This window comes from Pseudoalteromonas sp. SG44-17 (assembly GCF_014164235.1).
GTDB lineage: Bacteria > Pseudomonadota > Gammaproteobacteria > Enterobacterales > Alteromonadaceae > Pseudoalteromonas > Pseudoalteromonas rhizosphaerae.
Map to the genome: position 1 here is coordinate 1 of NZ_JACJEV010000029.1, position 13,309 is coordinate 13,309.

Consider the following 13,309-nt stretch of genomic DNA (forward strand, 5'->3'; position numbering starts at 1 on the left):
GTCGAAAAATCTAATGCTCTGGCTGAATCGGCATAAAAGGTAGCCAGTTTAGCAACTGGCTGATATGCTATTTACGACAAAGTCGCTCGGTAATTAGACCGACATAATCCCTTGGTAATCACACTAATTCACTCAGACTAATTCACTCAGACTCACCTTTTTTAACAGGTTTAATGGTTCTTCATTGAATTGACAATAAAAAAGCCGGCAACAGGGGCCAGCTTTCTCTATTTCAAACATAATCATGTATCTATCACCAACTTACTTTATTAACTATAAGCGATTAAACAGTTGTTTTTAATGCTGTAGCAATGAGTATGATTTAACTGCCTGTGCTTTAAGAATCTTTTAGCAATATAGCCTCTGCCATCTCAACAATTTCAGCTCGTGAATGTAAACTTGGTTTTATTCCTGCACTTTGAAGCGCTAGGTTATCATCACTTAGTTCTTTCGTTCGTAGCGTTTGCCTAGTGCTTGCAATATCTCCCCATCTGACACAGTTAAGCCTCCTAAGCACATATCTTTATCTACAATCAAATTCCCTAAGCTATGAACTAACTCACCAACGGCACATGATAGTTTTTGTTGATCTGTAAACATTTCAAACTCCTTTTTATCTTAATTTGTCACAGGCATTTAAGCTGCGCTCTTTCTTGCGGGCTGCTTGCTGAGCAATAACCCCCAGTTTGACGATATTAATTCTTTTATATGTGGGTTCAAATTTTCATCATACTTTGTAAACGCTAGTGTTCTCTCCTCTTCTTCTACTACTTTTTCAACATACTTTCTGCGTTTAATTCTAATTGATGCTGTGCATAGGTTGCTTGCGAAGTTCTTATTGTATCGTCGCGTTAACTCATCAGCAGTGCAATTTGTATTTGCCATAAAAAAGGCCTTAAGCACATCTTCACTTATACCCTTTGCTTTTGGTCGCTTTATATTGTTGCGATACAGCGTGTTTTTTATAGCTGTATCTGATTTGAAAGTTTTAAATGTTGAATTGTAAAGCTTAGTAAGCTCTGCCAAAGAATATTGATTCACATTCAAACTTAAAAACTCAACCTGAACATCAGAATATTTCGTATTGTTAGAATTTTTCATAATAATTACCTTTAAGAAAAGAACAGAGCACTAATTTATACAATATGAAAAATCAGGCCACTAAACTAGAATGGTCAAATTAGGCGTGGCCTCATGCTTCGCCTAATGTGTTATTAAACATTTAATGTTTTGGTGAAGTGTTAATATCTTTTATGCATACAAGCTCTTTAATCATTTTACGAGCACTCTGCAAATCAGTCATGTAAGAGTGTATTGCACCAAGCAAATGCTCTGTAGTGACGCCTTCTAAAATCAAAGGGAAACAAAAGCAAAGCTGATTTTCATTGTTAATAAATACTTTTAAAAGCTTGTACCGTAGATTGAACTCAGAAAGTAACTGATAATCAAAGAATGAAAAATTCTTTACTCTGCTTTCAAAATAAAGGCTACTAACGGTTTCTTCACCACTCCAACTGGTAACCGCTTCAAGAGGTCTGACGATTAAATCGAAATAGTCTAATTTATACAAAATTCTGTTTTTTTCATAAATTGCATCCTCAAGAACAACCTCTTCGATTAATTGTGTAACATCAAACATCGTAACGTTCTCAATTATTTCGCCGGGCTGGTAGTGCCCAGAAGACATTATTTGGCACAGGTCTTCATTCAGATCTGAACCAAATGGATTACTATCTTTATCAAAAGATTTTTTATTCATAAAAACACCCATAGAAAACATGCAACTAAAAAAACAGTGACTAATATTGGCTCACCAATAGTGTTGGTTTTAGTTACTAATAAAAATTTAAACCGCTTATTCGTTATCGGGTAGTACAGAGGAATCCCGCTATCAGTAAGATAATCACCAACCAAATGCATTGCATAGCCGAAGCAAAGCCATAGCAGCCAGTACGGAGCAGATTGCCCATATAAAAGCAGAATAACGACCAAGGGGATTATGCTGTGTGTCAGTCCTCGATGGCCGAAAATAAAGCTTATTGGAATAGAGATAAATTTAAGCCGCTTACCGATGAACGAACCTGGATGATCAAGATCGTTCAACGAAGCGCCAATTAAAGTTAATGCTCCACCAAGTATTAATTGTGAGTTGATTTGTTCGAATTTATCACTCAAAAAGTCTAAAGCTACGAGATAGCCACCAGCCGCTATTGCAAGGTGGCTTTTAAACATCATTGCCTTTAACCTTTAGTAGAATTGTTTTTAGTTTCAGTGCTTGGATTTAAAGCTTTTGTACGAGCTTCAATTAATTCTAATTCACGGTTGTGCTCAGCTTGAGTGGCTTTTTCCTTCTCAGCACGACGCTTACCTAAGCGTCTTTCCAAGTCATCAAATTGCTTTAGAACAGCGTTATTATTACTCTTCGCTTTCAATTGCTGTAATGCTTTATTAAATTCTTCATACGGCAACTTCAGTAACGTATACGCGTGGAATTGACCGTTAATAGTCGTGAGCTTTTGATCTACTATTTGGTAACCCACTACCGGTATCGAATCTACTATTTGGTCGATTAAAAATGTAGTTTGCGTATTAACTTCACCGCTTGCACCACCTTGCTCAAACGAACGTTCTGAACCAGAGAACTCTTGGCCTGTTTGCTTAGCCAATTCAAATTCAGCCTGTAATCGTGCGGCACGACGAGAATGATTAAGTTGTTTTGATTGTGCAATACCAACACCATAAAACCCGGTTGAATCGGACGCTGGTGGTGAGAGTACCCACTCAGGTAAAGCTTCAAGTTCTTTTTCTTGCTGTACAGTTGATTTTTCTAGTTGCGCAGCTTCGTTTGCAGCTCGTTGATTTTCAAGTGCTTCAAGTCTATCTGCCATATCATCATTTGATGAACAACCAGATAAAATAGCTAGACCTATCGCTAGCGAAGTTATTTTCAATTTCATGGATGTATACCTTGTTTTAAAGTTGAATATTAACATCGAGCAACAACAATTTATAAAATTACAGCTACCCAAAAACTACATTGTAAATTTTTTAATCTAATTCTATAACTGAGCCACTGTAGCGGCTTAACCATTTCCCCGTGCGTTTACATTCTACGAATTCATCTTTGGCTTGATGCATTTCTTCAAACGCTTTAGCAAGGCGAGTATCTTTAATTTTGAATAGTTGGCAATAATCTGCTGACGCATATTCGACAGTAACAAACAAAAAGCGACGAATATGAATACCCACCAAACTTGCTACATAAGTATAAAAAGCTTGCTGTAGGTCGTATTTCAACGAGCGCATTTGTCTTGAAAAATCATCTGGATTAGCAGAGCGAGTAGTTTTTACATCAGCGGCTTCATCATCAAACCTAAGCCAATCGAATTTTACCTTCAAAAGTAAACCTGAACGTGGGCAGCGTGAAATAATGGCAACTTCTGGTAAGCCATAATTAATGTATGCATCAGCTTGTGGTTCATTTTTTAAAGATTTAACAATTCGTATAGCGCTATCCCACACTTGGCCATCAACACCAAGCTTACCGCCATACAATGTTTTTTCTTCGCCTTCTATTACTGCGGTGCTTTGTGCGCCCTCTTTTTCGCGATTAAGTCGTAGTAAATGTTCAAAAACTCTAGCATTTGGATCGTGTTGAACCAATCGCTCAGCTTTAACAGCCTTACTTCCTGTTGTTTTTAGGTTAAGCCTTTCCAGCTCAGCTTTGATTTGCGCCTCAGTATGCAATGCATCGGGCTCATCGATTGGTAATAATTCTCTGAAGTATTTATTATAAAAGTCTTCTGGTTCAAGAATTAGTTCATGCCCAAGTGTACCTGCATCTAATGTGCGTTTAGTTTGAAGAGTGCGCTTAACCTCAATACCTGAGAGATATCTACGGTAATAATGAGGCGGTGATTCATTAAATTCTTTAAGTTGAGATGAGCTTAAAGCAGGGAGGCTATGATACAAATCGTTAGGCATATCAATGTAAATGCCTTCGATTAACTCACCTTGAGAATCAATATAGTTAGGCTCTCCATTAGCACCGAAAGTCTGTATGGCTTTTTCAACCCAATTACTAAAATTAGGCTCAAGGTCAATTTCGTTATTTGTAACAGATACTTGAGTCTCATCAAGATCATAATTAAAGCATTTTGCAGGTGACATTTATTTAGCCCTTTAACTATTTATGTCAACCATAATGCCAAAATCTAAAAATCTGGCTACCGAACAGGAAGTTTTATAATTTCAACAACTTAAATATTCTGAGACTTGCTTGTAATCATTTTGTGGTGCTTGTTCAGCTCTAAAATTTCAAAACAGAATTTATCTGTTGGGTATAGGGTATATATATAATCAACTATTGAATTAGACTCATCTTTTACACTTTCAATGTCATAAGATCTTATTATGTTGGCAGCTATTAAATCCTTCATTGTAGTAGTCATATCCCTGCGTAGGCTTATTAGCTTTTTAGTTGCTTCATCCTCATTATCTATAGAGCCATATTTAACCATCGTTTTAACTAATTTGAAATGATGCGTATGTGATGGGCTTGCGTATCTAAACATCCTATATAATCGAAAAGAAAGCCAAATAGACAAAGAACGTTTAAATGATTGGGTACGATTGAAGTAGTAGCTTTTATACTCAACTGATTCTATTTGTGTAGACATTAGCTCATTCAATACTGCAACACAGCGCATGTTTGACCGTCCTTTCACAGTCGAGAAATGAATTGAACTAAGGTAATTCATTGTTGTCTCATTTCTTTGCGTAATGCCACCATCAGTTGAAGTGTCGTATTGCAATGACATTTCTGCACCTTTCAATATGTGCAATGACTCTTTTAATTCCTGTAGATTTAAAGATTGGTTTACTGATTTTAGTTCATTATTTAACTCAGCCAGCGTAAAATAAATGCCATATCGCTCACCCATTCGTCCTGATATTCTAGCTATTTTTCCTTGACTTGCTAAGCGAATTAACGAACGTTCAACTTTTTCTTCTCTATCAGAAGGCCACGCAAAATAATCATCATCTTTACCCTTCAATATAGCAGGTGAAATACGCAAAATACCTTCATATGTAACACCGTCAAGACGCTCAGATATTCTTCGTTCATGAATGATTTTTTTTGGACTATCACTTACTTTTACTTTTTGTTTGCGGTTTCTAAGAAATCGTGAGCTTAAATCATATGCATTAAAGCTGTTGGAGATTGTGTTTCCAACCTTGCTTTCAACACTTCTATTATCTCCAAATAAATTTAACTGCTCTATTTCATGAGCATCTGTAATGCCAGAAACATCCTTTTTTAATGTATCAGGGAGATTTGTTAAAAGTAATTTAGAAACCACGATGCTAGTACCTATTTAAGTTATCATTAGCTTTAACAAACTATAACTTAAACGAATATCAATGCCTATATAAAACCTATTGTTTGCACCCCATGAGTGATAAAAGGACTAGCTCACACGAAAAGCGCTTTCCCCTTCAAAGCATATTCATGTAATTTAAATAGGGGAAAATTGATCTGGGAATTTAATACTATAAATAACATAAACTTATATTTTGTTTGTTCGTAAACTGAAGCTTTTTAAATAGGGAAATATTGTTCTGAATGGCTTCATAGTAACCGTCTCATCTGGTTCACCACTATTTTTAAGTGCAACTGTAAGAACTAAATTTAAATAGGGGAAAATTGATCTGGCATAATAAATTGATAATAAACAATAGCTTATAGATATTGTTAAACGAATTAATTTATATTAAATCATTACTTTTAATGTTGGAAATATGATCTGAAGATATGTTTACTAAGTCAGGTTTTAGAAGTTAAATGTTGGAAATTTGATCTCAAAATGAAAACACTATTAAATCAGGCGCTTATAATTACACCTTGTTATTTTTGCACTACACTCAATGAATTTAACTAGGGGAATATTGTTCTGAATCTTAATTAATAGCTTTATATTAACCAAAATTTAGCTGATTTTTATATGCAAACATAAAAGGAGCAGGATTTATGGCAGCCACAAATACGCTTGTGGATAAAAACCTCTAAATCGTTGGAAATTCGATCTGATAGTGTTGGAAACATGATCTAGCTGAATAAAAAAGCAGATTTTTGACGTGTTTTATCTCTCTAAGCGGAGAAATTTGTCTATTTAAATATGGGAGATCAGATCTCCCATATTTAAAATGCCGTAGAAATGTGTACAAGCTGTGCGTAAAACTAAAGTATTTAGATTTAAATATTGGAAACTCGATCTACTTAAAGGGGAACTCTGATCTTAACCTATTGGAAAGTGGATCTGATATTTTATAAAATAGTATTAAGTTTCATAACCTTAAGTGTAAATATTATAGCCTTATCCTTATACCTTATATATTAACCATCTTAACCTTTATTGTTAACCTTATTAAAATAGGAATGCTTAAATCCATTTAGTGGCCAGAATTATTAAATATGTTTAACTACTGAAAAAACTGGAGGCTACTATGTCACATAACAATTACATCGATTTATTTTTAGATAAAGAGTTTAGAACAAAACTTATAGCTACGTATCAAACAAACAAAATTGGGCGTTCATTTGATGTGAATGAAATTAATAGCCAATTACGGGAACTATTTGCTTGGATAACATCTCAAGTTAATAAAGAAAAATTGTATAGCAACCGCAAACCTAGCTTTGACAGCATTAAAACAAAGGAGTTAGCACGGTGTATTATTGAAATAGCCAACATGGGCCTATCGATAAACCCATACGACAAAGAGGCTTATCTGTTTATACATTGGGAATCTCACTGTGAACAAGTATTTCCCACAGTCCAAATTGGAATCCAGGGCATGAATCAATTCTATGGTGCATGTTCAAAAATCAAATCAACGAATTTCAGTGTCGTGCACGATGGTGATCAGTTTGAGTGGTATGGTGAGAACACTCCACCTCGTTTTATCCACTCATATACAACCGATGGAAACGCAATAGTTGCCGCCTTCTCAGTGATAACGTTTACGGATGGTACGTTCTATTGCTCCTATATTGGCACAAATGAAATTCAGTCTATTATTTCAGATAAAACTCAAATGATGGATGAAGCCGGTATAAGTGCTTGGGTTAACTTTACCAGTCGTTGTGTACGAAACGTCATTTTACGCAGAACGTTTAATAGCCTCGCAAACTTATTAGGTTTACTGCCGAACAACAGAAGCATTAATGATTCGGGTGTTGTCGTTAAGGTTGAACAACAAACACCTAAAGTTAATCAAACTGCGCATTTTACTGAAGAATCAGTGAGCGATGAAGATTTTGCTGCACTGTTGGCCAACCAATTAGATCAGTAGCCAGATTGTTGAGATGGCCTATAGTGGCCATCTCAACATGATTAATTAAAGGATATCTATCGTGCGTAGAATTATTATAGCTATCGCTGAGCACTACAAAAGCAATAAAACAGCAAAAATCACCCATTTTGTTCAAGGTCAATATAACCGTGTAATTATTCATGAAAACACACCTATTTCTTTGCACGAGGTCAATGAGTCGGACATTTTACTTGCCCTTAACGAAACATTGTTAAAGTTAGAATTGGATTTAAGCGAATTACTTGATTTTGTGAGTGTAGTGCCTGCAATTGATCGCAATACCAAACAACTCACTGCTGTTGTTGAGCTGAAATCAGCTTATTTTCGTCACCTAATTAACTCTAGTACGAAGACAAAGGTTCATGAGGACTTTATTTTATACACGACTGATATGTACCAGCTTTGTGGCAACGATAACCATATTAATTATCGTGAGTTACCTAAAAAGCCAAACAGTGAAGTTATCGCTGCATGTATCAATTTCAATATAGATAAAAGTAAAGGTTCGTGTGGACTCTCTCTTAAAGAGCTGGAAGCAATTAAAAGACTCTACATAGATATTAAGTACGGCGGCTTCAATGTATTTAATGATGATGAATGGCTTGATATATACAAAGCATCAACATACAGACGCGCACTAGAAGATGACGCATTACAATGCCCTGAAAAAATTCTTGGTAAATCTGTGACTGCTAAGTACAAAGTAGCGGTAGAAATGCATAACGTATTTTTCCGCAAACAAGAAAGAGCTGATTCTTTAATTAAGAATGACTTTGGTCGAGTTATTGGTAGAAAAACTAACCTTTTCTCCCCTGCTGAATTAATTCAACAGAAAAACTTACCGCGTTATGGTGCATTTAAAATTGCTGCATCACGTGGTCAAAGTGCTACTAGCTCTCTCGATAATAATGAGGTTACTTTAGATCCATTTGATTTCGGAAATTTCAATCATGAAATATTGGTTAATAACAAACGCAGTGAGATTGAGCCAGTACAAACTATATCACCGGCAGAGCATGAACATATGGAATCGTCTGAAGAACTTATTGTTAGCGACTTTCTTTGTTAAATAATTAAAAGTGAAATAAATGAATATTAAAACTCGTGTCATATTAAAATGTAATGAAAATGAGCGCAAATCAGTACGCATAATGGTGTATGAGAACGACTCTGAGTTTTTCATACGTTTGGATCTGTGTGGTAAGGGTTTGAACTTTGAGTATGAAGAATTTACCGCAGGTGGCTTTAAACGTGAACATTTGGCTTATGAACGCCTTGAAGAAGAAATTACATGTTTAGAGCAAATTGATTTTGAAGTTGCCAAACGTAATGACAATTCAGTCCAAACATTTGAGCTAGAGCAGCTAAAATCGAAGCCTATCATGCCTCTGTCCTACTCAAAGTTAGATGACAAGCAAATCAATGGCCTAGCTAATCATCCATGCTTAGAAGTCTATTCAGGCATTCAGTCAGTCGTTGTATTTGATGAATTTTACAATGTTAGATTCTATCCAGCTAACAAAATTGGTATTGAAGGGGCTGCACTCCCTTTACCAACGACATATACGAACATGATCAAGGCTGGTTTTAAGCGACTTGGCTTGGGTTACACTATTGTGGAAGGCTTCTATTCAGCAAGATTTGGTTTTACAGCCGTTGATGCTGCGATAGTGAATGGTAAAAAGCTAATAGATGTTCCTTATAGCGAACGTTTTAAACTAATGAATAGCTTTGTAAGTAGGGTTAATTCCAGTTTATTTAAAACTGGTGACTTAAAAATCTCAAGTCGTACTAATTTAGGATGCAGCGCATACTCAGTTGTGCACAGTTCAGTTTTATTCCTTAAAAAAGAAAATTCAGTTCCATTGTCATTGATGAATGACGTTGAAAGTCAAATTGATACTCTTATTATTGATGATTTAATGCCTGAGCGTGCCTCTTTGCACTTAGATGGGGAGTTTATCGAATGTTTGAATGTAACTACTGGTGCTATATGTAAAAGACCTAGTGTGTTTTACAGTAGGTCTAATTACAATTTTTTTGAATATGCTAGTGTTGCGTGTGTTCGGACTGAAAATGATGAAAGGGAGCCTCTGATCTTTTTCTAACCAAGCCCATATCACGTTGCACTATTTGTGATAAAAGTTGCGCAGAAACAGTAAAATCCTCAATGGTTTTACAAAGATTATCACACCGAACCCCGCCATATAAATCAAAATACCGACGCGCCTCTAAATAGTTCTTATCTCCATCATGAACGATTAAAAGTTTTATATCGTGGTTGCGTTCGTTTTGTTCGTTTACCCATTGGTATGGAAGTGATGACAACTCACAGAGTCTTATACGCATAAGAAATTGTTCTATGTAATTATCATGATGCCATTGCCCCGAAACAGAGTTTAAAACTATATAACCCGCCTTTGGTCTGTCTATAGTAAAGTGATACCCACTGGCCTTAGAGTAATTAGCACATATTTTAACTTTGCGCCCTTTAAATGCATTTTCTAAGAAAACCATCATTTCCAAGCTTGAAACTGCATCAATTATACTGTCCTGGTTTTCAAAGTATGAAACCCCAGCTTTTATAGCTTCAACATGTTCAAATATATCTACACTCATATAACTCCCTATGGACTAAATTCAAGGTTACAGACTTCTTTAGGGTTTGCTACCCCAGATACCTTTGCCCATGCTGCAGCAGCAATGTATGAACTCTTTGAAATGTCTTCTTCAGAAAAACAGAGTATTTCAACACGAACCCCCACCGACGTTTGAATTAATTCAGCCATCACAGGCTCTGGTGTTAGTACAAATTGAAGTAACTCTTTGGTCATCTGAATGTCGATGTTAGAACATGCAATAGCCTTGGCGTAACAAGATAAACTAAGCAGTAAGGTTTTATTTGTTATTTCAAACAAGTTACTACTTTCGTTTGCCTTATTTAAATTCATTGCTTCTAAAAGTGCTTTTCTTGTATTGGACTCAATTTTTATGAAAACTTTCTTCCAAAAATCATTTAGCTTGACGCTAAGCGATTCAATTTCCAAATGGAGTGCGATACCTTGCATACATTTTTGACCAATACGAGCTACGCACTGGGCTGGGTCAGTTATAGGCGTTTTTCTTTTGTATCTTACCGACTTATTAGCTATTTCAATTATCTTTGATAGCACTGCGCCATCCGTATGAGCCAATTGTACTATCTTTGCAGTATTGTAATCCTGGTTAAAGCATGCATTCTTTAACTCAGTTATCACCTTGTTATTAGCTTTAACCAAGCTGCGTCCAGCGCCAAAAAGACGCCGGACCTCCAAAACAACAAGGGATTCATTACTCAAATTTAACATTCAATTTTCACTATTTACTGACGGTTGTCTTCTAATACCATTTGGTCAATTGCATCCATGAAAGAGTAACCGTTATCAATTAACTCTTGCCTGCGCTGCTTTTCGTCGGCATTAGTGGTTAAGGTAAGCTGTATACGTCTATCAGTATATAATCGACAGACTTGTGATTGTCCTTCATACTTTATAAAAATCTCAGAATAAGCAACATCTGTCCTAGACGGATCAGGTTGTACCGTATGTGTTGATTTTATCAGTTTAAAATCTAATTCACTACCAGAGTATGCTTTCTCATTCTGTAGTTTTTCAACGGCCTCTTCTCTTTGTTTAAGTAAAAGTAGCCAATTTGAGTTATCAAGTATCGCTCGACCTACATCTGAGCTATAACCATCCATGACAGATTGAGTGATAAGCCCACCAGCAGCATTATATTTTCTGAAGCGTCGCCAAGCTGTTTCTAAGAATTGACTAAAAAAACCAAGCCTTGCTTTTGTTGCTTCATCGCCCTTCAAATATTCCCACGCCTCGTCAAGCAGGAACATCCGACGACGTGCTTGCCCACCAAGGTACATTGTTTGCTGTATTGACATAATTACAGACATTAACGCAATTGTTTGTAAGTGAGGGTCGCCTTTTAGCTCTTCGAGCTCAACTACCACTAAGCGAGAAGAGAAATCGACTGGCGGCTTTTCGGGATCAAAATATGCGCCATAGTAATACCCTTTACAAAATGGTTTAAGCTGGTGGCCAATTTCTCTCACTGCTTCATGTTCACTTTTTACACACAGTTCATAGTAATCATCAATACAGGCCTTATTTCCTTTGTCATTCCATAGCGCAGTTAACAGGGTCAGCATCTGCGAGCTTTGAAAGTCTGATATTTTACCTGAAGGTGCTGCCATTGTTTTTAGTTGTGCTAGACATTGTATACCTTGACCTTCTTCACCATCAAACTCATGAATATATGAGAACGGATTTAGTGTATAGGCTAAGTCTTTATTGAACACTAAGAATTGTGCTTCATGCAGCTGCTTTGCTAGGCCTTCATAAGAACGCCCCACGTCAATTACGAATACTTGAGTTCCATCATCGAAATCTTTGTTTTGTGCAGGGTTATCGGGATCATCTTGTAACTTAACGCCAGATGAAAGCATATTTGCAATGAGGTATCCCGTAAAGAAAGACTTACCTGCTCCAGAAGTAGCTGCAATATAAAAGTTATAGTTAGTCTGTGATTTAAAAAAGTCGATATTTACCAGCTGACCTAACCGTGATGTTAATAATAGTCTAGGTTCCGAGGTGTTTCCCGCCCAGCTCCCCATATGAGGGGTTAAAAAAGGAAGTGCTTTTGAAGTACACACATTATAACGGCCTGAGAGATTAACAACTTCTTCGCTAAGCCCCAATGGTAGTGAGCTTATGAACATCGGTACTGTGAAAAAATTATTATCAACCAGCGTACAACCTTTACGCTCGTAAAATGCAATAAGTTCTTCTGCAAATACGTCAGCTCGCTCTTCATTTTTAGCAAACACATTTACTTGCAGTGCATACTTAACAATAGTTGATTTTTCTTGCTCTATTTCACGATTTATATCGTTAAAGTCTTTATTTTGGAAGCGTAATCGGTCAACCCATTGCACTAACTTGCCTTTTGCCTGTGAGTTTATAAAACTACGTTTAGATTTAATATCTTTAATAGCTTTTACTGCGTCTTCATAATACATATTAAGTGTGATCATGAAGTGCTCTGTCAAAGGTGCTCCCTTACCTTCTAGCCAATCACCAAGCAAGTCCATCATTTGACCATAAACCATATTTTCTGGCATTTCAGTTACAGACAACGATTTAATGTATTCACATTCTTTATCTTTTTCATCTAGTATTTTTATGCCACTACCTTCTATCTCAACTCGCTTGCCAGGATCTAAAATCTGATCACGCATTAAGCCCGAAGATTGTGACTTTTCTTTAAAGTGCGGGCGTGTACGCCACTTGTCTTTATTGAACATGTTGAACATAACGCGTAAGCGGCGACGAAAACCTACATCATCAAGCTCTACTGCGCCTAATATTGACAGTGAGCGTAAAGCGCGCTTTTTAACATCTTTGGCTAGCGTCAGTTCATTACTAGTTGGTACAAGCTGTTTAATTGGAATTTTTATAGTAAAAATGAACTCAAAAGTTCTAAAAATAAAATCAGATTCATTTATTCCTTCGTTTGTACCCTTGCGGTAGAAATCATGAACAGCTTTTGCTATGGATGAAACTTGCTCTTGGTCTTTACCTAAGTAGCGTCCAGTTCGTGCAGCACGAAAACCATATAGCTGATTTTCAATATCAGGGCTTGAAATTAAAGATGCCTGTATAAGTGTTCCTTTGGGGAATTTTGTTTTGTAAATACCGGTTAAGCTATTTAAAATTTCACGATTGCCGCCGTTTGTGGGCATTGATCTAAATGCAAAGCCAAGATAAGGCCCCTCTAGTAAAAATAATTTTTCATCCTCCCAGTATTCTAAGTACGGGAATAAATCAGCAAAAGCTTCGTGCTTTAATAATTTTTCGTTACGGCGGCGAAATGCAGACAT

The 13,309-nt window shown here is 36.3% G+C and carries 13 protein-coding genes; 3 read left to right on the forward strand and 10 right to left on the reverse strand.

Going from position 1 to position 13,309, the window contains the following annotated elements; genetic code table 11:
- Positions 1 to 441: 441 nt before the first annotated feature.
- From H5182_RS17100 to H5182_RS17130, 7 genes are all read right to left on the reverse strand, one after another.
- Positions 442 to 600 carry a hypothetical protein gene (locus tag H5182_RS17100; protein WP_182758875.1) on the reverse strand — a complete coding sequence of 53 codons (159 nt, stop codon included), beginning with the start codon at positions 598 to 600 and terminating at the stop codon, positions 442 to 444.
- Positions 601 to 636: 36 nt separating this feature from the next.
- Positions 637 to 1,101, reverse strand: coding sequence for a hypothetical protein (locus H5182_RS17105; RefSeq protein WP_182758874.1), 465 nt, complete (start codon positions 1,099 to 1,101; stop codon positions 637 to 639).
- Positions 1,102 to 1,222: 121 nt separating this feature from the next.
- Positions 1,223 to 1,759: a YbjN domain-containing protein gene (locus tag H5182_RS17110; RefSeq protein ID WP_182758873.1), complete on the reverse strand. Its 537-nt coding sequence runs from the start codon at positions 1,757 to 1,759 to the stop codon at positions 1,223 to 1,225.
- Positions 1,756 to 2,235: a metal-dependent hydrolase gene (locus H5182_RS17115; RefSeq protein WP_182758872.1), complete on the reverse strand. Its 480-nt coding sequence runs from the start codon at positions 2,233 to 2,235 to the stop codon at positions 1,756 to 1,758. The genes H5182_RS17110 and H5182_RS17115 overlap by 4 nt, the downstream gene beginning before the upstream one ends.
- Positions 2,236 to 2,240: 5 nt before the next feature.
- Positions 2,241 to 2,957: an LPP20 family lipoprotein gene (locus H5182_RS17120; protein ID WP_182758871.1), complete on the reverse strand. Its 717-nt coding sequence runs from the start codon at positions 2,955 to 2,957 to the stop codon at positions 2,241 to 2,243.
- 91 nt (positions 2,958 to 3,048) lie between these two features.
- Positions 3,049 to 4,170 (reverse strand): PD-(D/E)XK nuclease-like domain-containing protein, encoded by a 1,122-nt coding sequence (locus H5182_RS17125; RefSeq protein WP_182758870.1) that lies wholly within the window; start codon positions 4,168 to 4,170, stop codon positions 3,049 to 3,051.
- A gap of 89 nt (positions 4,171 to 4,259) precedes the next feature.
- A complete protein-coding gene (locus tag H5182_RS17130; RefSeq protein ID WP_182758869.1) occupies positions 4,260 to 5,363 on the reverse strand; it encodes a replication protein A in 1,104 nt (367 codons plus the stop codon).
- A 1,144-nt stretch (positions 5,364 to 6,507) separates the two neighbouring features.
- Here H5182_RS17130 and H5182_RS17135 point away from each other — a divergent pair.
- The 3 genes from H5182_RS17135 (at position 6,508) to H5182_RS17145 (ending at position 9,485) form a co-directional block, all read left to right on the forward strand.
- The gene (locus tag H5182_RS17135) at positions 6,508 to 7,356 is read left to right on the forward strand and encodes a recombinase RecT (protein ID WP_182758868.1); all 849 of its coding nucleotides are present in this window, start codon (positions 6,508 to 6,510) and stop codon (positions 7,354 to 7,356) included.
- 61 nt (positions 7,357 to 7,417) lie between these two features.
- Positions 7,418 to 8,446 carry a hypothetical protein gene (locus H5182_RS17140; RefSeq protein WP_182758867.1) on the forward strand — a complete coding sequence of 343 codons (1,029 nt, stop codon included), beginning with the start codon at positions 7,418 to 7,420 and terminating at the stop codon, positions 8,444 to 8,446.
- A gap of 19 nt (positions 8,447 to 8,465) precedes the next feature.
- Entirely contained in the window at positions 8,466 to 9,485 is a 1,020-nt protein-coding gene (locus H5182_RS17145; RefSeq protein ID WP_182758866.1) for a hypothetical protein, read from the forward strand.
- Here the strand turns inward: H5182_RS17145 and H5182_RS17150 are convergent.
- The 3 genes from H5182_RS17150 to H5182_RS17160 are packed head-to-tail and all read right to left on the reverse strand — an operon-like array spanning position 9,427 to position 13,309.
- Positions 9,427 to 9,996: a hypothetical protein gene (locus H5182_RS17150; protein ID WP_182758865.1), complete on the reverse strand. Its 570-nt coding sequence runs from the start codon at positions 9,994 to 9,996 to the stop codon at positions 9,427 to 9,429. The genes H5182_RS17145 and H5182_RS17150 overlap by 59 nt on opposite strands.
- Positions 9,997 to 10,004: 8 nt before the next feature.
- Positions 10,005 to 10,724 carry an HDOD domain-containing protein gene (locus tag H5182_RS17155; RefSeq protein ID WP_182758864.1) on the reverse strand — a complete coding sequence of 240 codons (720 nt, stop codon included), beginning with the start codon at positions 10,722 to 10,724 and terminating at the stop codon, positions 10,005 to 10,007.
- A gap of 14 nt (positions 10,725 to 10,738) precedes the next feature.
- A complete protein-coding gene (locus tag H5182_RS17160) occupies positions 10,739 to 13,309 on the reverse strand; it encodes a TraC family protein (protein ID WP_182758863.1) in 2,571 nt (856 codons plus the stop codon).

What these genes read in the sequence shown, in the direction of transcription:
- H5182_RS17115 (WP_182758872.1), bottom strand. Translation starts at nt 2,235, where the DNA reads ATGATGTTTAAAAGCCACCTTGCAATAGCGGCTGGTGGCTATCTCGTA.
- H5182_RS17120 (WP_182758871.1), bottom strand. Translation starts at nt 2,957, where the DNA reads ATGAAATTGAAAATAACTTCGCTAGCGATAGGTCTAGCTATTTTATCT.
- H5182_RS17150 (WP_182758865.1), bottom strand. Translation starts at nt 9,996, where the DNA reads ATGAGTGTAGATATATTTGAACATGTTGAAGCTATAAAAGCTGGGGTT.
- H5182_RS17125 (WP_182758870.1), bottom strand. Translation starts at nt 4,170, where the DNA reads ATGTCACCTGCAAAATGCTTTAATTATGATCTTGATGAGACTCAAGTA.
- H5182_RS17110 (WP_182758873.1), bottom strand. Translation starts at nt 1,759, where the DNA reads ATGAATAAAAAATCTTTTGATAAAGATAGTAATCCATTTGGTTCAGAT.
- H5182_RS17135 (WP_182758868.1), top strand. Translation starts at nt 6,508, where the DNA reads ATGTCACATAACAATTACATCGATTTATTTTTAGATAAAGAGTTTAGA.
- H5182_RS17160 (WP_182758863.1), bottom strand. Translation starts at nt 13,309, where the DNA reads ATGTCTGCATTTCGCCGCCGTAACGAAAAATTATTAAAGCACGAAGCT.
- H5182_RS17100 (WP_182758875.1), bottom strand. Translation starts at nt 600, where the DNA reads ATGTTTACAGATCAACAAAAACTATCATGTGCCGTTGGTGAGTTAGTT.
- H5182_RS17105 (WP_182758874.1), bottom strand. Translation starts at nt 1,101, where the DNA reads ATGAAAAATTCTAACAATACGAAATATTCTGATGTTCAGGTTGAGTTT.
- H5182_RS17145 (WP_182758866.1), top strand. Translation starts at nt 8,466, where the DNA reads ATGAATATTAAAACTCGTGTCATATTAAAATGTAATGAAAATGAGCGC.
- H5182_RS17155 (WP_182758864.1), bottom strand. Translation starts at nt 10,724, where the DNA reads ATGTTAAATTTGAGTAATGAATCCCTTGTTGTTTTGGAGGTCCGGCGT.